Source organism: Candidatus Polarisedimenticolaceae bacterium, assembly GCA_036376135.1.
Classification (GTDB): Bacteria; Acidobacteriota; Polarisedimenticolia; order Polarisedimenticolales; family DASRJG01; genus DASVAW01.
Genome location: DASVAW010000149.1, coordinates 18,398 through 37,032 on the forward strand (window position 1 = coordinate 18,398; position 18,635 = coordinate 37,032).

Sequence of the window (18,635 nt, forward strand, 5' to 3'; positions counted from 1 at the left end):
GGACTGTCCCTATTTAGATGGTCGTTTCGTCGGGGATCACGGCGTTCTTGCGTACGATGACGATCCCCTCGCGGATGGCCCAGCCCGGTCCGTCCGCCTCCTGCAGCCCCTGCTTGTTGGTGATGCGGACGTTGCGGCCGATGTGCGCGTTCTTGTCGACGATCGCGTTCTGGATCAGCGTCCCCTCGCCGATCCCCGGCGGCGGGGAGCCGGGAGGCGCCGGCGGGAAGTAGGGGTCGAGCCCCATGATCAGCGAGCGCCGCACGGTCGCGTGGGTGAGGATCGAGCGGACGCCGACGATCGAGTCCTCGATCGTCGAGCCCACGACCTGCGTCCCCTCGCACAGGATCCCGTTGTTGAACCGCGTGGCGGTGATCACCGAGCCCGGGAGGTACCGCGGGTGGGTGTAGAACAGCCAGTTCGGGTCGCGGAACGAGAACGGCGGGTCGGCCTTCACCAGGTCCATGTGCGCGTCGTAGAACGACCGGATCGTCCCGATGTCGCGCCAGTACCCGCCGAAGGCGTAGGCCTGGACACGTTTCTCCTTCACCAGCGACGGGATCACGTGGTGGCCGAAGTCGCGCAGCTCCGGCCGGAGCGCCGACGCGAGCACGTCCTTGTTGAAGATGTAGATCCCCATCGACGCGAGGAAGGGTTTGCCCTCGGGGAGGCCGTACCGCGCAAGCAGCTGCGGGTCCGCCTCCATCCCCGCCCGCCCGGCGGCGTCCTTCGGCTTCTCGCGGAATTCCACGATCCGCCCCGTCGGGTCGGTGCGCACGGCGCCGAGCTCGCAGATCTCGGACTCCGTGCACGGCAGGACGCCGATCGTCAGGTCGGCGTTCGACTCCAGGTGCTCGCGGAGCATGAGCCGGTAATCCATCCGGTACATGTGATCGCCGGAGAGGATCATCACGAAGTCGCCGCGCGACTCGACGATGAAGTCGAGGTTCTGGCGGACGGCGTCCGCGGTCCCCTGATACCACGTGTCGTCGCCGGGGGTCTGCTGGGCGGCGAGGATCTGGACGAACCCCCTCGAGAAGTGATCGAAGGCGTACGTGCGCACGATGTGCCGGTGGAGCGAGACGGAGTTGAACTGCGTGAGCAGGAACATCCGCTCCATGCCGGAGTGGATGCAGTTGCCGATCGGGATGTCGATCAGCCGGTACTTGCCCGCGATCGGGACCGCGGGCTTGGAGCGCTGCGACGTGAGCGGGTCGAGCCGCTGCCCGCGCCCTCCGCCCAGGATGACCGTGATGACGTCGTGTTCCCGGCCCGTCGTCGGGACGCCGACCATGGGTACCCCTCCCGTAAGGGGGGAGTCTACAACGTCAGGCTCACCGCTTGACGATGCCGGAAGTCAATCGTTTGGCGCAGGCGGCGCAGAACCGCTCGTCCTTGAAGTCGATGTCCGCGAGCGCCCCCGTCGGCGCCATCACGCACCGCGGGTCCCGGCACTCCGGAAGCCCCTTGAGGCTTCCGATCGCCTGGAGGAGGACCTTGACCACCCGCGCGCGCTGTTTTCCGGGGTCGGCCTTCCGGCGGTAGAACGCCTCGCGCAGCCGCCGGACCGAGAAGACCGCGACGCGGTTCCGGGCGTCCATCTCCCCGAAAACCCCCTCGGTGTCGGGCTTGAAGAGGTCCACGTCGGTCACGAAGACGATCGCGTCGGGGTTGGCGGCGGGGACCATCACCTTCCCGGGCTCGGCGGGGGAGCCCCCCACGAGCTTCGCGACCCCTAGCCGGGAGAGCCCGGCCCTCAGCTCCGCCAGGAACGGCCCCGCGCGGTGCTGCCCCCGACCCACTTCCTCGGAGGTCCGCGGTACCGGGGCGGGCTGGCGCATCTCGACCGGGCGGCCGAGGACCTTCGAGACCTTGGCGACGGCCGCCTCGAGCTCGACGGGATCGAGTTTTCCGACGGGAACCACGGTCACGCGAAGTTCGGACATGGCGCCATCTTACGGCGCCCGCCCGGTGATCGAAAGGAAGAGGGTGAGCCAGTCCCGGAGGTGCCGGGTGAGCAGGAAGCGGTAGCGGACGAGCTCCCGCCCCTCCGTTCCCATCTCCCGCGCGGCCTGCGGGCGGTTCAGCAGATACCGGATCCGGAACGCCAACCCCTCCTCGGAGTGGACCAGGAATCCGGTCCGATGGTCGTGGACCTGCAGCGTGATCCCTCCCACGGCCCCCGCGACCACCGGTCTCCCCTTCCAGAGCGCCTCGGTGACGGTGAGCCCGAACCCCTCCTTCGTCGAGTTCTGGATCACGACGGTCGCCGCGCGCTGGAGCGCGTTGATCTCGAGATCGCTGTCGGGGGGGATGCTCAGGACGTGGACGTCGGGGTCGCCGCCGGCCTCCTCGCGGACCTCGCGCAGGACCTCCGCCCCTTCGGGGTCGTCGTCCGCGGTGCCGCCGACGAGGACGAGACGGCAGTCCTGCGTCCGGCGGACCTGACGCCAGGCGCGGATGACCCCCACCGGGTTCTTGAAGCGGTCGAAGCGGGAGACCTGGACGAGCAACGGCCGCGACCGGTCGAGGCCGAGGCCGGCGAGGCGGCGGTCGATCTCCCCTTCGGAGATCTCCCGGTTCTTGTCCGCGAGGGGGTCGATCGACGGGGGGATCAGGTATTGCGGGTGCGGCAGGTTCTGCGCGAACGGCGCGAGCGAGAACACCGACGCGTCGTAGGGCTCGACGAACCCCCGCAGGAATCGCCACACGGGGCGATAGGGCTTCGAGGCGTCGATGTGGCATCGCCAGATCCACGGGCAGCGTTTCTCGGCGAACCGGATCAGCGGAGCGGGCTGCGGGTCGTGGATGACGACGACGTCGGCGTCGAGCTCGAGTCGGGCGGCGTTCTTCCGGTTCGTCTCGAGGTAGGCCTCGCGCTGCGCGGGGGTGAGCTCGAGTCGATCCCCCTGCAGCGCGTTGTGCATGCGCTTGGTCGTCGCGAAGTACTCGGGGGTTCCCTCGAGGACCTCCCAGCGGGCGTCCAGCCCGAGCTCGTTGAAGAGCGGGACATGCCGCGCGAGCAGCTCCGCGACCCCGCCGCCCACGCGCGTCGAGTTGACCACCACGAGTCGGAGCCCCTCGAGTCGCGCCGCCAGCCGCCGGAGCAGCGCGATCCGGTCGCGGCCGACGACCTCGGCGTACTGATCGAGCCGGGCGGCCTTCATGCGTCGCCCTCCTCGGGATGTCCCTCCAGGATGCGCAGGATCCGGTGGCGCAGCTCCTCGAGGCTGAAGAAGTAGAAGTCGATCCGGCGAAGTCGTGAGACCTCCGCCGACGCGCCGAACTCCGCCTCGAGCCAGCGGGAGTAGTCGTCCGCTCCGCCGCGCAGCTTCGCCTCGTGGAAGTGGAAGTAGAGGCTGCTCAGGGGCGCATGGGCGATCCCCTCGTGCAGCTCCGCGACGCTCCACGCCTCGCGATCGGTCGGAAGCTCGAGGTAGTGCCCGGAGGCGAAGTGGAACTCGAATCCGCGCCGGGCCCACGGAACCCCGGCGAGCCCGTCGAGGTGCTCCTCCACGACCTCGAGGACGACCGCCCTGGCCTGCTCGAGGTCGGTCCGCTTGAAGGGCTCGATCGCGCTGAGCTTCTCGGCGAGCGCGCGATCGCCGAGCGCCTCGGCGACCCAGGTCGCGAAGTCGTTCGGGTAATCCCACGACCCGTAGCGATGCGCGAGGAACGACCGGTACAGGTGGTGGTGCACGACCTCGCCGGGAACCCGACGGAGCTGGTCGGCGAGCTCCTGGAGATTCGCCGCGCGAAGCCCCGTGACGACGACGAGCCCCTCGTAGTCCACGAACCGGAACGGCGCGCGCGCGCGCACCGACGCCAGGGCGGTCAACGGACACCTCCTTCCGAGAATCGCGCGAGCGCGTGGAGAAAGCGGTGCATCGCGTCGGGCGAGGCCAGCCGCCAGCGGGCCGCGGTCGCGATCCCCGGCGGGCCGACCTGGACCGTCGTCGCACCGGGACCGAGCGCCCGGAAGAGGTCCTCGTCGGTGCGATCGTCCCCCGCGGCGACGACCGAGGGGTCCTCCGGCGCGGCCTCCCGCACCGGGGGCCACGTCGCGGCGACGCGTCCCTTGTGCGCGCCCGCCGGGCGCAGCTCCGTCACCCGCCGCCCGCCGATCCGCTCGAGCCCCGACAAATCGTCCCGCGCGAGCGTGCGACGCAGCTGAAGCCGCCACGCGCTCAGCCTCGAGTCGTCCAGCTCGCGATCGTGGACGGCGAAGCCGGCGGGCTTCCGCTCGACGAAGACCCCGTCCCAACCCTCGGCGAGACCCTCGACGCGCCGCGCGAGCCTTTCCAGGCGCTCCGACATCGCGGGTTCGAGCGCGAGCCGCACGCCGGGGGCCTCCAGGCCGTGGCTCCCGAAGATGGCGATCGGACGCCCCCCGAACAGCTCGAGCACCTCCGCGGCCGGTCGACCCGAGACGAGCGCCGCCCGCCATCCGAGCGCCCCCAGGCGATCGAGCGACGCGAGGATCCCGCCGGGAATGCGGACCTGCTCGGGACGGCGAGCGATCGGGGCGAGGGTGCCGTCGACGTCGAGGAGCAGCACGCGGGCGGCCGCCCGGCGACGGGCGGCGGCGGCCACGTGGGTCGCGAGCGCCTCGGGTCGCACGGCGGATCTCACCCCGCGCGCTCCGCCCGGACCGCCCCCCCGGGGGGGAGCGCGAGGCAACGTTCCGCCCATGCCGTCGCGGGGTTGGCCTCCACGAAGGGGCGCATCCGGTCCATCCGCTCGCGCCGCTCGCGCTCGGGCATCGAGAGCGCGCGGACGAGGGTCGTCGCGAAGGCCTCGACGTCGTTCGGGTTCACGGCGAGCGCCCCCGGAAGATGCTCGGACACCCCCGCGAACTCGCTGAGGACGAGCACGCCGTCCCCGTCCCGCCGCGACGCCACGAATTCGGGGGCGACGAGGTTCATCCCGTCGCGCAGGGGGGTCACGAGCACGACCGACGCCGCGAGGTAATGCGCGACGAGCTCGGGACGGTCGAGCGCCCGGGCGCGGTAGTGGATCGGAACCCACCCCTCCCCTCCCCACTCGCCGTTGATCCGGCCGACCTGGCGGTCGATCTCCCGCTTCATCTGGCGGTATTCCTCGACCTGGTGGCGGCCGGGCACGACGACCTGGAGGAAGGCGAAGGTCCCGGCTTTGGACGGGTTGGTCCGGAGCATCCGCTCGACGGCGAGGAACCGCTCGAGGATCCCCTTGGTGTAGTCGAGCCGCTCGCCGCCGAAGAGGATCGGACGCGGGCCGTAGGCGCGGCGGATCTGCACGGAGCGGGCCTTCACCTCCGGATCCTCCGCGAGCCGCACGAAGTCCGCCGCGTCGATCCCGATCGGTTCCGCCGAAGCGCGCGTCGAGCCCTCCTCGTGCTCGAGGGTGATCGGCCCGCGGATCTCGTCGTCCGGGGCGACGACCCCGAGCGAGCGGGCGGACTCGACGAAGTTCCGTTTGTACCGCCCGACCTGGAACACGATCGTGTTCGCGCCGAGCAGTCCCCGGAGAACCTCCTCGCGCCAAGGCAGGACGCGGAAGATCTCCGCCGGCGGGAAGGGGATGTGCAGGAAGAAATCGACGCGCCCGCCAAAGCCGAGCTCGCGCAGCAGGCGCGGCACCAGCATGAGATGGAAGTCGTGGACCCAGATGCGCTCGCCCGGGCGCGCGTAACGAAGCGTCGCCTCGGCGAAGCGCCGGTTGACCTCGCGATAGGCGACCCAGTCCTCCGGCTCGAGGACGGTTTTCCCGGGGAAGTCGTGGAAGAGAGGCCACAACGCGCGGTTGGAGGCGCCGTGGTAGTACCGCGCGACGTCCCGCTCGCTCAGCGGCACTCCGCACAACACGACGCCCGACGCGAGACGCGTCGAGCGAGGCCTCGCCCAGCTCTGCGCCACCGCGGCTGCGGAGGGGAGCATCGCGCCGTCCCAGCCCACCCACTTCCCGCCGCGCTCCGCGAGCACCGGCTCGATCGCGTTGACCAGACCGCCGACGTTGCGTTTGGGCGCTCCGCGCCCCGGCTCGCGACCGATGTCGTAGGGCAGCCGATTGCTGACGACGACCAGTCCCTCGGCCACGCATTCCTCCTTCTTCGGCCGGACTCCATCGACCCTAGTGCCGTGTGCCGCCCCCCGCAACGACACCAACTCCGTGGGCGTGGTGGAGTTTCGGCGCCGGCGGGCCCGCCGCAGGGCGCTCACACTGCATCGCCTTTCCCTCGAGACACTCGGCGTCCGTGGGCGCGGCACGAAGCGGCCTGCGAGGGCGGTCCGCGGAGGGGACGTCGGGGTGGACGCGGCCCCATCCGCCCCTGCTTCAGGTCAAGTCCCGCCACGGACGGATCGCCCCGGGAAGGCTAGAATCCCGGCCCGTGAGCCCTCCCGAAACGCTGCTTGCCGCCCTCGGCGCCCTCACGGACGACCACGAGCTCGACGATTTCCTCGAGCGGCTCCCCCTCGACGAGCTCGACGAGCTCGCCCGCCACGCGCTCGCCCGGCTGCGGCTCGAGGGGGACGCGCCCTCGCACGACGCGCGGCGCGAGGCGTGGGAGCTGCTCGACGTCCTGCGCCGCTCGACGGTGCTCCGGCGCATCGCGCAAGCCGGCGCGGTCGAGGCGTGGGCGGCGCGCATGCTCGAGCTCGTCGAGGCGTCCCACTACACGACGGGGCTCCTTTTCCGGCGGCGCGCCGCCCGGTACGGCTCGAAGACCCTCTTCGAGATCCCGGCGGCGGGGGGGTGGCGGTCGCTGAGCTGGCGCCACACCGCGGCACGGGTGGAGGCGCTGGCCCGGGGGCTGCTCGCCACGCTCGGCTCCGAGGACCCGCCTCGCGTCGCGATCCTCTCCGAGAACCGACCGGAGATGGCGATCGCGGATCTCGCCTGTTTCTCCGCCGGGATCGTCACCGTGATCATCCCCGGCAACTCGACCGAGGCCGACGTCGCCTACATGCTCCGGCACGCCGGCGCGGCGGCGATTCTCGTCTCCGACCGCGAGCAGCTGCGGAAGGTCACCCGGCAGCGGGAGGCGCTCCCCGGGCTCAAGCACGTGTTCGTGATGGACGCGGTCGCCGCCGGCAAGGACGCGGTCGCCCTCGACGAGGTGTCCTCGCGCGCCGGGCAGGTCCCGCTCTCCGCCCTCGAGGACCGGGCGCACGCCTTGCGGATCGGCGACCTCGCGACCGTGATGTACACCTCGGGGACCACCGGCAAGCCCAAGGGAATCCGGTTCACCCATCGCAACATCGTCTACAAGCGGTTCTGCCGCGCGCTCGCCCTCCCCGAGATCGGCGAGGACGACGTCTTCCTGTGCTACCTCCCCCTCTTCCACACCTTCGGGCGCTACTTCGAGATGATGGGGTGCGTGTTCTGGGGGGCGACCTACTGCTTCCTCGAGAACCCCTCGATCGAGGCGATGGTCCAGGGGATGCGCCGCTTCCGCCCGACGGTGTTCATCAGCGTCCCGAAGAAGTGGATCCAGCTCTACGAGGCGATCGCCCTCGAGGCGCCTCCGGACGCCAGCTCCGACGACGCCGTCCTCGAGGCGACCCGCCGCCTCACCGGCGGACGGCTGCGCTGGGGGCTGTCGGCGGCCGGGCATCTCGACAGCTCGATCTTCCGGTTCTTCCAGCAGCAGGGGATCGAGCTGATGAGCGGCTTCGGCATGACCGAGGCGACCGGCGGCGTGACCATGACCCCGCCCGGGAGGTACCGGGACGACTCGCTCGGCCTTCCGCTCCCCGGGATCACCTGCCGCCTCGCCGAGGACGGCGAGTTGTGGATCCGCGGCCCGTACGTCACGGAGGGTTACCTCGACCTCCCCGAGGGGGAGGAGGGGATCGGCGAGGACGGCTGGCTGAGGACCGGCGACCTCATGGAGAAGGACCACGACGGGCACATCCGCCTCGTGGACCGCAAGAAGGAGATCTACAAGAACGTCAAGGGCGAGACGATCGCGCCGCAGCGGATCGAGGGGTTGTTCCGCGAGTTCGAGTCGGTCGGCCGCGTCTTCCTCGTCGGGGACCACCGCGAATACAACACCGCGCTGATCTACCCCAACCCGAAGGCGACCCACGTCGACCTGGCCGCGATGAAGGACGACGAGGAGCGCAAGGGGCACTTCCGGTCGATCGTCGCGTCGGTGAACGCCTTCCTCTCCCCGTTCGAGCGGATCGTGGACTTCGCGCTGATCGATCGCGACTTCGATCCGCATCGCGGCGAGCTGACCTCGAAGGGGAGCTTCCGGCGCAAGGCGATCGAGGCGAACTTCGCCCCCGCGGTGGCGCTGCTCTACCGCCGCGCGAACCTGCGCGTGGGCGGCGCCGACGTGGTCTTCCCGAACTGGCTCTTCCAGGCCCTCGGCCTCACCGCGCAGGATCTCCAGATCGAGCCCGACCGCCTCGTCCTCCCCGGGGGGAAGTCCCTTCACGTCCGCCGACTCCAGGACGGGATCACCCTCGTCGGCTCGATCGTCTACGCCCACCCGGCCCACGAAGCGCTGCAGATCGGCGTGTTGCTCACGACCCCGCGCCTGTGGCTGGGGAACGACGAGCTCGTCGACTTCGCCGATCTCGAGATCCGCCTGCGGGAGCGCCCCGGCCGCGCGGGAGACCGCATCGAGTGGAAGGGGCGCGCCTCGCAGTTCGCGCACGCCTCGGCGGTCTACGACGCGCTCCAGGCGCCGCACCAGCGCGCCGAGCTCGACCTCATGGACCTCCACCGCGCGGCGCTCCTGCTCGCCGGTCCCGACGACAAGCCGGCGATCGCCGCGGTGCACGTCCTCGAGCGCGCGATGGTCCAGGAGGAGGGGCCGCTGGCCGAACCCGCGCGCGTCCTGCTCGGCCGCGTCGCGGCGGCTCCGTCGCTGGCCGTGAGGCGGCGGGCGTTCCTCACGCTCCTCCCGGCCGAACGTCCCTCGCGCGTGCGCGAGTCGCTGCGCCGGTTCCTGTCGACTCCGGGCGTGATCCTCGACGCGGAGACCCGCCAGTCGCTGTGCGAGCGCAACCTCGACGACGTCCGGCTCGAGGCCTTCCTCGCCGAGGCCGAGCACCTCGCCTCGACGGAGACCGCGCCGCGCGGGGTCGAGCGCCGGCTCGCGTCGATCCTGCGCCTGCTCGCGGAGTACGGCGCCGCGCACCCGACGCGTTACCGCAAGCTGCGCGCCGCCTTCGTGCGCCTCGCGGCCTTCGCCGCGCTCCCCGACGCGCGCGAGGAGGCGGCGCGGATGCGCAGCGAGATGCGCAAGGGGTTCCGGGCCTGGATGGGACCGTCGTCGCGCGTGGGCGTCGATCCCGAGACCGGCCAGGAATACCGCTGGGACGACGTCGTGACCTTCGAGGAGGACGTCCCGGAGGACGACCGCCGCAGGCTCCTGTCCGCGATCCGGACGACCCCGGTCATCCGCGAGGCGGTGTTCCTCTTCTCGGGAGGCGCGATGCCGCGCCTGTCCGACATCCCTCCCGGCGGCGTGTGGGTCCGGACCCTCGGCTCCAAACACGGCAAGAACGTCTACCGCGTCACCGTGCAGACCCGTTTCCAGGGCTCGTACGACCTCGCGTTGAACGTGAACCACGAGCTCCCCGCCCAGCGCATCCAGGACGAGATCCGCTGGCTGATCTTGTGCGGCGACACCGGCGACCGCCCGCCCCTCGTGGAGGACTTCGGCGGCTACTGGCCCGAGTTCGACCTGTGGAGCGAGGAGTACATCCCCGGCGACACCCTCGACCGCGTCCTCCGGCGCCTCTCGCGCCACGCCAACGACGAGGACCGCTTCAAGGGGCTGTGGCCGTTCTTCGCCTGGAGCGCGCTCGCCGCCCACCTCGATTTCTGGAACCGCACCGGGCGCTCGGTCGAGGTCGCCGACCGCGCGGGGGCGAACGTCATCGTTCCGACCCACGACTACCAGACGGGCGCGCGCCTGGTCTCGATCTCCTCGGTGCGCCCGCACAAGGGGCTCGCCGAGACCTTCCGGTTCTTCCGCGAGGAGTTCTCCGATCCGATCGAGCGCCAGTACCCGACCCTCCAGGGAGAGGTTCGCTGGAACGTCGTCCTCTCGGCGCTGCTCGAGGCGGTCGGCGAGCAGGAGGGCCTCCGGATGCTGCGCGAGCTGCAGCACCGCGACGCCGGCCACCTCTCCGAAGGGCTCGCCGCGAGCCTCGCGACGTACATCCCCGCGGTGGAGGCGCACGGCTTCCTCCCCATGCGGCTCTACTTCGCGATCCGCCGCTACCGCCGCTGGGCGAAGCTGTCGATCGATCCGACCCCGTCGGCCTGCGCGCGCAACGTGCAGGAGCTTTGGGACTCCTACGGCCTCTCGAAGCTGATTCCGCAGTACCCCGGCGCGCGACTGCGCTTCTTCCGCCAGACCGTCTTCGAGTCCGCCCCCGAGCCCCTCGCGATGGGGCTCGAGGAGATCCACGAGAAGCTGCGGCGGCGCGAGCTTTCGTCCGACGCCCTCCCCGACGCGATCGCCGACCTGCGCGCGCGCATCGAGGTGGGCCCCGAGGAGGACTACTTCCTGGCGCGGCTGTCGTTCCCCTACCTTCGCCCGGAGGACGACGCGGGGTTCGTGCAGACCGACTTCGGCGGCCGCCACCAGAGCGAGATCGTCGTCACCCTCGAGGACGGCGACGGCAACCCGTTCCAGGTCCGCCACGCCCTCACCCCCAAGGAGGTCGGGCGCCTGCACCGCCTCTTCCTGAGCGCCAAGCTCGACGTCCGTTTCCGCCCCGAGCACCAGTACCTGGTCGCGATCAACGAGCGGCAGCAGATCATCGGAGGGATCTTCTACGACGTGGAGCCGCAGGCGCGCTCCGCCCACCTCGAGAAGATCGTCGTCGGCGAGCGTTACCGGAAGAAGGGGGTCGCCGACGGCCTGATGAACGAGTTCTTCAACCGCCTGCGCGCGCAGGGGTTGAAGACCGTCACGACCGGCTTCTTCCGGCCGGAGTACTTCTACGCCTACGGGTTCGCGATCGAGAAGCGTTACGCGGGGCTCGTGAAGAACCTCACGGACGGGGCGAAGGGCTAGGCCCGGCTCATTCCCCCGACTTCAGGACCGCCTGGAGCTTCTCCTCGTCCACGTACTTCGTGAACTCGCCGAGGTTCGCCGCGACGCCCTCGTCCGAGAACAACCCCTGCGCGGCGACCTGGCCCAGGACCGAGAAGCTCGACTGCATCGCGGTCTGCGGCTCGTATTTCATCGCCTTCTTCGTCTCGTTCTTGCAGGTGTCGGTGAGCAGCGTCTGGAACAGCTGCGCGACGTCGCGGTTGAGCCCGTCCCGCTGCTCGGCCGTGATCGCGGCGATCGACTTCACGTCGGGGTGCGTCGCCGCCATCGCGAAGAACCACTTGATCAGCGTGGTCTTGTCGGCGTCGGAGCTCTTCTCCACGAGGCACTGGGCGAGATCGTCGCCGTACGGGCCGGCGTGGGCGGGCACGGCGAGAGCGGGAACGAGCAGCGCGGCGGCGAAGACGGAACGAAGAACGCGCATGGAAACCTCCTGCCGCCCGAAGCTAGGGTCCGCTCCCCACGAGGTCAACCCGGCCCGACTGGAGTTATGCTCCTGCCGGAGTTTGGCCATGCGACTTACGGGAATCGTCGTTGCCCTGGCATTCGGCAACGCGGCCGCGACGCCACCCGCCCCCGACCTTCTCGACCGCGCCGCCGACGCCGTGGACCTCGCGCGCGAAGCCGGGCTGCGGATCACCTGCATCGAGCGGGTCCGCGAGGCGCGTTACGACGGGTCCGGCGAGGCCGTGAGCGAGAACGAGCGGACGTTCCACTGGGACCTCGAGCGCGACGGCGCCGGCCTGGCGGCGGTGCGGGCGAAGCCGGGCGGACGCGTCGTCGCCGGCCCCGACGACGCCTTCGGGGATCTGCGCTGGCCCGACTCCCACGCGTGGCTCGGAATCCTCGGCCGAGAGAATCGCGGGTTCTTCCGGTTCGACGACCTGGGCCTCGATCGCGCGACGGCGCGCCTCGCGTTCCGCGGCGCGCTCCCCTACGACCACGGCGACGACGTCCGGGAGTGGGAAGGGCGGATCGAGCTGGATCCGCAAACCGGCAGGATTCTGGCGATCGAGGCGGCGCCTTCGTCCCAGCTCGGACGCGGGATCAAGCGCTTCGATCTGGACATGAAGAAGACCCGGTGGGTCGTCAAGCTGTTCGGCGGCACGATCGCGCAGGGGCGTTTCGGCAGGCGCCCGAAGGCCGCGGCCGCCCGGGTCCGGATGCAAACCTCCTCCGAAGGCACCGCGCTTCCGGGCGAGGTCCGGTACGAGACGTTGCGCTGGGCCCGCCGCGGCGTCACCGCGCTCGAGCGGGCGCAGCTGCGGATCTACGAAGACTGCCGTCGCGTCGAGGCCGCGGCGTCGGATCCCGCGCTCGGGGATCGCGTCCCCTGAGCGTGAAGGGCCAGCGCCGCGTGCAACCCCCGGTGCACCGGCGTCGGAACGCCCGCCCGCTCCCCGCGCCGCACGACGGCGCCGCTGAGCCACTCGATCTCCAGGGGGGCGCCGCGAAGGAGGTCGTTCGCCATCGACGAGCGTCCTTCCGCGGGAAGGGTGTCGACGAACCGCATCCGGTCGTCGACGAAGGCGTCGTCGATCGCGACCCCTTCCGCGCGCGCGAGGGCGGCGATCTCCAGCATCGCGTCGCGCAGGAGGGCTCTCGTCGCCGGATGGGCGCGCACCTCCCCGATGGTCGCACGCGTCGCGGCGGTCATCCCGCTCACGGAGGCCAGGAAGACGAACTTCTCCCAGGTCGCCCGGCGGATGTCGGGGCTCGCGACCGCGTCGATCCCCGCGGACGAGAGGACTTCGACGACGCGGCGCACGCGGTCGGACTCGCCGCCGCCGAGCTCCCCCACCACGATCCGCTGGACCTTTCCCGTATGCACGATCACGCCGGGTTCGGGGCGGTTCGCAAGGATGTACGTGACGGCGCCGAGGACGCGGCCGGCCCCCGCCGCGTCCACGAGCGCGTCGTCCTTGTCCACGCCGTTCTGCAGCGAGAGGACCACGCCTTCCGCTCCTAGCAGCGCAGGGATCGACGGGAGGATCGAGGCCGTGTCGCCCAGTTTCACCGCCACGATCAGGAGCTGCACGGTGGCCACCTCGGCCGGATCGCCGAAGACCGCGACCCGCTCGAGGCGGAGGTCCCCGAGCTCGCTTCGGACCCGCAGGCCCGACCGGCGCATCGTCGCCGCGTGCTCCCCGCGCGCGAGGAACCACACGTCGTGCCCGGCCGCGGCGAGGCGCGCGCCGTAGTACCCGCCGACCCCTCCCGCTCCCAGGATGGCGATCCTCACCGATCCCTCCCCGCGCCCCGCGCCCAGCGCAACACCTCCGCGATCGTCGGCTCCTTGCCGTACATCAGCATTCCGATCTCGAAGATCCGTCCCGCCGCGCCGCGGACCATCCACACCGATGCGGCCAGCAGCGCGAGGGAGAGGACGATCTCCACGATGCCCGGATCGGAGAGGACCTGGCGCATCGGCAGTGCGGGGGCGCTGGTCAACGGGAAAAGCGACAAGAACCGGGCGATCCCCCCGTCGGGATCGCGGATCACCGCGATCGAGAGGACGACCGGGATGACGGGGAGCATCAGGAGCGACGAACGGCTCGACGTGTTGGGATCGTCGAGCGTGGCGGCCACCGCGGCGAAGAAGGCGTTCCAGAGGAGAAGCCCGAGGATCGTCGTCGCGACGAGCGTGACCAGGACCGACGGGCGCACGGCGGCGGCGGGGAGCGCGAAGCCCGAGGTGAGGCTCAAGGCCCCGAAGACGAGCAGGCTTCCGACCGCCATGTTGGCCACGCCGACGAGGGAATACGCGGCGATCCCGACGATCTTCCCGTCGATCCAGGCCTGCGGCGGGATCGCGGAGAGGACGGACTCGGTCACGCGCAGCTGCTTTTCCCCGGTGATCCCCGTGAGGACGTAGGCCATGCTCGTGAACGCCGCCGTCAGGAAGACTCCGATGAACACCCCGGCGGCGATCTTCTCCGCTTTGCCGCGCCGCTCGACCGAGGGATCGAGGAATCGGACCGCGAGAGGAGGCTCGGCCACGATGCGTGCGAGCGTCTCGGGAGCGAGCCCGGCCTCGGCCAGACGCTCGCGGCGCACGACGTCGTGCAGCAGGGCCGCGAGCTCCACCCGGTACCTGGGGTCCTTCTCGACGACGAGCTCGAACGCCCCGCCCGCGTCCCTCGACAGGATTCCCTGGATCTCCCCCTCGCGCAGGGCGGAGACATCGGTCGCCCGATCCGGCGACGCGGGGACGAAGCGGAATCGGCCCTCGGCCGGCGCCTCGAGCGCGACGCCGGAAACCGAAACGACGATGGTGCGGCCCCTGGCGCCCGCAACCGTCAACGCGCCGCCGAGAACCGCGCTGACGACGAGGAAGAAGAGGATTCCGAGCAGCTGGTCTTTCCACTTGAAATAGCGGCGGAACTCCCACCGGGCGACGAGCGCGGCCTGCTGCAGGTGGCTCACCCCTCACCTCCTCCCAGGCTCGCGTCGTCCGCGCGTACCGCGCGCACGAAGACGTCGTGCAGCCGTGGACGCTCGGTGGCCAAGCCCCGGATCGGCGTTGCGCCGACGGCCCTCGCGAGGAACCGAGGGAGCTCCGCGCCGGCGCTCAGGGTCAGGAGCACCTCGCCGTCGCCTTGCACCGACTCGAGCGCGTCGACGTCGGGATCGGACCGGAGCGCGTCGACCGACGCTCCCGGATCGAGCGTCAGCCTCACGCGCGGGCGGGAGTCCAGGCGGTCGCGCAGCTCGGCCATGGAGCCCGAGAGGATCTCGCGCCCGCGGTTGAGGAGGAGGACCCGGTCCGCCACGCGCTCGACGAGGTCCATCTGGTGTGCGGAGAGCAGCACCGTGGTCCCCTGGTCCCGAAGGCCGCGCACCAGATCGACGAAGAAGTCCTGGCTGAGCGGATCGAGACCGGAGAAGGGCTCGTCGAGAATCGCGAGGGCCGGACGGTGGAGGATCGAGGCGATCAGCTGCACGCGCTGCTGGTTTCCCTTCGACAACGCGTCGACGCGATCGTCGATCCGGTCGAGGAGCCCCACCCGCTCGAGCCACGCGCGGGCGCGGGCCTCCGCCTCACGACGCTCGAGACCGCGAAGCCTGCCGAAATGCACGAGCGTTCGCAGGACGGGAACGTCCCGATAGAGTCCGCGGTCCTCGGGGAGGTACCCGATGCGTTCCGCCGTCGCGCGCGGGTCGTGCCCGGCCGCCGAGAGCTCGATGCGGCCCTCGTCGGGGGCGAGGATACCCACGATCATGCGAACGGTCGTCGTCTTCCCCGCCCCGTTCGGGCCGAGCAGCGCGAACACTTCCCCCTCGTGCACCTCGAAGGAGAGGTTCTCCACCGCCGGGCGGCCGACGAACCGCTTCGAGACTCCGCGAACCAGCAGAACGCGAGGATGCACGGGGTTCCCGTCCTCGATGGGATCTTACTCCTCGGTCGCCGAATCAAGGCCCGGCGAACCGTCCCTCTCGGAGGGCGCGTCCGATCTTGTGTCCGAAACCGAGCACAGGGAGCGGGTCACTTCGCGTGCCCCTCGTGTCCGCCCGCGGCCGCGATGGCGTCGTGCACCCCCTCGACGTAGTGCACGTAGATCACGTACGCCTCGACGAACTCCCGCCCCGCCGCGACGCTCGTGTCCTTCGTCTTCGATGCTTCGAGCACACGCCGGTACTTCGCGTCGATCTCGGAGGTGAGGTGACCGACGATCGCCCGGGTCATCGCCTCGTGCGATCCACCGGCGATCGCCTTGTCGGCCATCGCGACGATCGGCTCGACCGGTTCGTCCTTGATGCCGGTGTACGGCGCGCCCTCGCCCTCGCGATGCACCCGCACCAGGGTCTCGAAGAAGTAGCGGTCGGCGAGGTCCCGCGCTTCGGGGCCCTTCGTTCGCACGGCGAGGGTCGAGTCGAACGCCTTCCGGATTTCGGGTTCCTTCGCGGCCATCACCCACTTGAGGACGGGCGTGACGTCCCCCTTCTCCAGCGCGAGCCGGGCGTCCACGAGCACGGGGCCTTCGAGGGTGTCGCAGTGGGCCCGTGCACCGGCGCAGCCAAAGACGGAGGCGAGGCCGACGAAGAGCGTTGCGATGTACTTCATGGGACAACTCCCCCTTTCGCTTCGGGGCCCGTGAAGCTCCTTCAAACGATGCGCGAACACGCTACGCCCGACACCCCGCAACGTCCAGAGCGTCGTGCTCGGTTCACTCACGCCCCCGCTCCATCGCCACGTGCCACGGCCGGCAGGGCGAGCTTCATACGATCTCCTCCCCCGCGAAATGCAGGACGTATTTCTCCTCGACGACGGGGACACCCCACGGGGCTCCGGGCACCTCCTCGACCTTGACGAAACCGGCGGCGCGGTAGAGATGCGCCGCGGCCTCGAGGGCGCCCACCGTCCAGAGGAAGATCGAGACGTACCCCTCGTCGCGCGCGAACGCGACCGCCTCCTCCAGCAGGCGCCGGCCGATCCCCGACCCGCGCGCTTCGGGGACGACGAGGTAGAAGCGCAGCTGCGCGATGTCGTCGGAGGCGTCCACGATCGCCACGCAACCGAGGAACTTCCCGTCTCGCTCGGCGATCCAGAGCCGTTCACGCGAGGAGCCGCGCAATGCCAGTTCCGAGAGCGGCCCGGCGACGTAGGCTTCGAAGCTCGCGTCGAAGCCGTATTCCCTCGAGTAGAGATCGCCGTGGAGGTGGACGATCGTCCCGAGGTCTCCGGGGCGGAGGGAGGTGCGGAGGGTGAAGGGGAAGGGCGCTCTCATCGGGGTTTCCGAACGCGCTTTCGCGGGGAGGGCGTCATCCTCCCGGGGCGTGGCTCCGCGACTCCCCTACGCCAGTAAGGATCGGCCGCCTGCCTCGCCTCGTCCAGGATCTCCTGAAGCTCTCCGGGGCGCAGTCGCGTCTTCACGCTCGGGATGTCGAGAGGAGAGGCCGCCTCACGGAGTGGGCGAACGGCGAAAACGCTCCCGTCCCGCCTGCGGATGCGGACCTCACCCTCCTTCGACGCCTCGTCGAGAACGGCGGCGAGCTGCTGCCGCGCATCGGAGTAGGTATAGACCTTCATCACGTCACCTCGAGAACTTCGACGCCGACTTCCGCGGCCACCTGGCGCAGGCGGTGATCGAGGGTAAGCAAAGGCGCATGGGCCCTGGACGCCGCCGCGAGCATGTAGGCGTCGTAGGCATAACTCCGGGTCAATGCCGCGATCCGGAGTGCCGCGTCCATCGAGACCTCGACCGTTCGAATCGGAATCTCCATGAACAACGCCCAGGCGTCGATCAACTGTCGCTCGTCGATGCGGCCCCGCCGGTGCGCGACGATGAGCGCGTTCCCAACCTCCCACGGTACGGAGGCGGGCGCGACGAGCCCCGCCCCCCGAGTCGCCCGCACGATCGCATCGCGCTCGGGTTCCCCCAGGACTACCGCCACCACGGCGGAGGTATCCAACACGATCCGCATGTCGCCTCCGTGTTGGCCAATTGTACAAGTCGTGGCCCGGAGGTCAAGCCGAGAACGGAGGGGCACCCGCCGCCCCCTCCTCGGCGCTCACCCCAGAGAAACCCCGCCGCGAACCACCACCCCCGACCCCTCGGCCACGAAAGCCGACGACGGGGGACGCGACAGCACCGTCTCGAACTCCGCGCCGTAGAGCGGTGCGACCGGCCCCTCGAAGGACGCCGCATCCGCCTTCCAGACGCGCCAGGGCGGGTGCTCGACGCGGTACTCGACCGTCGAGCCGTCGCGCTGGGTCACGTACCCCCAGTAGTGCTCGGTGATGAACTCCTCCTCCGAACCCGAGGCCGGGAGCACGGGTTCGCCGGAGAAGGCCGCCGAGAGCGAGTAGCGATGACCTGCGAGGCTCCAGCCGTATCGGGCACGGCCGGGGACGACGACGTCATGGTCCATCGGCAGGGCGACGTAGTTCTCGTTGTAGACGGTGCGCGCGACCCAGGCGATCGCGGCCTTCGGGACGATCTCCTTCACGAAGACGACGCCGCGACGCCGTCCTTCCGGCCCTTCGCGCCGCACGTAGCAGCGGAGGTTCACCTCGTCGAAGTCGCGGTGGAACGGGATCGGGATCGATCGGACGCGGGTGTCGAGGAACCGGAAGCCGACGACGCTGACGAAGGTGCGGCCGTTCCAGAGGTCGATCGTGGTCCCGCGGGGGGTGCGCGCGCGAAGCAGCTCCGGGTCGATCTCCCAGTTGAGCATCACGAGCGTGCGCCAGTCGGCGGTCAGGAAGACCGGCGCCTCCTGCGCGGTGCTCACGGCGCCTCGTCGTCTCCCCCGCCCGGACCGGCGGCGTTCCCGGCCGTGGCGTCCTCGAGGATCTGGCGCGCACGCTCGAGATCCTCTTCGGAGACGTAAACCTCGACACCGCGCGCGAAGCTCAGCGCCGGATCGACCGACCCGCAGTCGTCGGAGAAGACGATCGCCCGGATGCCTTCGGAGGCGAGCACGCCCGCGACGAAATCCGCCTCGTGGCGCGACGAAAAGGTCTTCAGGAGCGCCGGGGCCGCATGTCCGCTCATCGACTCGCCGGTCATCGGTTCACCTCGTGCCGCCGGGGGGCGGCGAAGGATCCTCGACATCAGGAGAACAG

The 18,635-nt window shown here is 70.6% G+C and carries 18 protein-coding genes; 2 read left to right on the plus strand and 16 right to left on the minus strand.

Annotated elements, in window-relative coordinates; all coding sequences use genetic code 11:
• Positions 1-13: 13 nt before the first annotated feature.
• The 6 genes from VF139_15600 to VF139_15625 are packed head-to-tail and all read right to left on the minus strand — an operon-like array spanning position 14 to position 6,077.
• Complete coding sequence (locus tag VF139_15600; protein ID HEX6852821.1) at positions 14-1,294, minus strand: sugar phosphate nucleotidyltransferase; 1,281 nt, start codon at positions 1,292-1,294, stop codon at positions 14-16.
• A gap of 40 nt (positions 1,295-1,334) precedes the next feature.
• Positions 1,335-1,946, minus strand: a complete 612-nt coding sequence (locus tag VF139_15605; protein ID HEX6852822.1) for an archaemetzincin — start codon at positions 1,944-1,946, stop codon at positions 1,335-1,337.
• Between the two features lie 9 nt (positions 1,947-1,955).
• Positions 1,956-3,167, minus strand: a complete 1,212-nt coding sequence (locus tag VF139_15610) for a glycosyltransferase (GenBank protein ID HEX6852823.1) — start codon at positions 3,165-3,167, stop codon at positions 1,956-1,958.
• Entirely contained in the window at positions 3,164-3,838 is a 675-nt protein-coding gene (locus tag VF139_15615; protein ID HEX6852824.1) for a DUF5752 family protein, read from the minus strand. Before VF139_15615 ends, VF139_15610 begins: the two co-directional genes overlap by 4 nt.
• On the minus strand, positions 3,835-4,632 hold the full coding sequence (gene otsB, locus VF139_15620) for a trehalose-phosphatase (GenBank protein HEX6852825.1): 798 nt from the start codon (positions 4,630-4,632) through the stop codon (positions 3,835-3,837). Before otsB ends, VF139_15615 begins: the two co-directional genes overlap by 4 nt.
• Entirely contained in the window at positions 4,629-6,077 is a 1,449-nt protein-coding gene (locus tag VF139_15625) for a trehalose-6-phosphate synthase (GenBank protein HEX6852826.1), read from the minus strand. Before VF139_15625 ends, otsB begins: the two co-directional genes overlap by 4 nt.
• 293 nt (positions 6,078-6,370) lie before the next feature.
• Here VF139_15625 and VF139_15630 point away from each other — a divergent pair, with 293 nt between their 5' ends.
• On the plus strand, positions 6,371-11,026 hold the full coding sequence (locus tag VF139_15630) for a GNAT family N-acetyltransferase (GenBank protein HEX6852827.1): 4,656 nt from the start codon (positions 6,371-6,373) through the stop codon (positions 11,024-11,026).
• Positions 11,027-11,033: 7 nt separating this feature from the next.
• Here VF139_15630 and VF139_15635 read toward each other — a convergent pair whose 3' ends face one another.
• A complete protein-coding gene (locus tag VF139_15635; GenBank protein ID HEX6852828.1) occupies positions 11,034-11,489 on the minus strand; it encodes a hypothetical protein in 456 nt (151 codons plus the stop codon).
• Positions 11,490-11,577: 88 nt separating this feature from the next.
• On the opposite strand from VF139_15635, the gene VF139_15640 reads away from it, so the two are divergent.
• Entirely contained in the window at positions 11,578-12,402 is an 825-nt protein-coding gene (locus VF139_15640; GenBank protein ID HEX6852829.1) for a hypothetical protein, read from the plus strand.
• Here the strand turns inward: VF139_15640 and VF139_15645 are convergent.
• The 9 genes from VF139_15645 to VF139_15685 all read right to left on the minus strand — a co-directional run bounded on the left by VF139_15645 (position 12,336) and on the right by VF139_15685 (position 18,579).
• On the minus strand, positions 12,336-13,307 hold the full coding sequence (locus VF139_15645) for a 2-dehydropantoate 2-reductase (protein HEX6852830.1): 972 nt from the start codon (positions 13,305-13,307) through the stop codon (positions 12,336-12,338). The two genes, VF139_15640 and VF139_15645, sit on opposite strands and share 67 nt — an antisense overlap.
• On the minus strand, positions 13,304-14,491 hold the full coding sequence (locus VF139_15650) for an ABC transporter permease (protein ID HEX6852831.1): 1,188 nt from the start codon (positions 14,489-14,491) through the stop codon (positions 13,304-13,306). The genes VF139_15645 and VF139_15650 overlap by 4 nt, the downstream gene beginning before the upstream one ends.
• Positions 14,488-15,435: an ATP-binding cassette domain-containing protein gene (locus tag VF139_15655; GenBank protein HEX6852832.1), complete on the minus strand. Its 948-nt coding sequence runs from the start codon at positions 15,433-15,435 to the stop codon at positions 14,488-14,490. The genes VF139_15650 and VF139_15655 overlap by 4 nt, the downstream gene beginning before the upstream one ends.
• Positions 15,436-15,551: 116 nt before the next feature.
• A complete protein-coding gene (locus VF139_15660; GenBank protein HEX6852833.1) occupies positions 15,552-16,130 on the minus strand; it encodes a DUF6448 family protein in 579 nt (192 codons plus the stop codon).
• A gap of 154 nt (positions 16,131-16,284) precedes the next feature.
• Positions 16,285-16,794 (minus strand): GNAT family N-acetyltransferase, encoded by a 510-nt coding sequence (locus tag VF139_15665; protein HEX6852834.1) that lies wholly within the window; start codon positions 16,792-16,794, stop codon positions 16,285-16,287.
• Positions 16,791-17,096, minus strand: a complete 306-nt coding sequence (locus VF139_15670) for a type II toxin-antitoxin system Phd/YefM family antitoxin (GenBank protein HEX6852835.1) — start codon at positions 17,094-17,096, stop codon at positions 16,791-16,793. The genes VF139_15665 and VF139_15670 overlap by 4 nt, the downstream gene beginning before the upstream one ends.
• Positions 17,096-17,491: a type II toxin-antitoxin system VapC family toxin gene (locus VF139_15675; protein ID HEX6852836.1), complete on the minus strand. Its 396-nt coding sequence runs from the start codon at positions 17,489-17,491 to the stop codon at positions 17,096-17,098. The genes VF139_15670 and VF139_15675 overlap by 1 nt, the downstream gene beginning before the upstream one ends.
• 87 nt (positions 17,492-17,578) lie before the next feature.
• On the minus strand, positions 17,579-18,301 hold the full coding sequence (locus VF139_15680; GenBank protein ID HEX6852837.1) for a DUF2071 domain-containing protein: 723 nt from the start codon (positions 18,299-18,301) through the stop codon (positions 17,579-17,581).
• Positions 18,298-18,579, minus strand: a complete 282-nt coding sequence (locus VF139_15685) for a DUF2007 domain-containing protein (GenBank protein ID HEX6852838.1) — start codon at positions 18,577-18,579, stop codon at positions 18,298-18,300. The genes VF139_15680 and VF139_15685 overlap by 4 nt, the downstream gene beginning before the upstream one ends.
• Between the last annotated feature and the right edge of the window lie 56 nt (positions 18,580-18,635).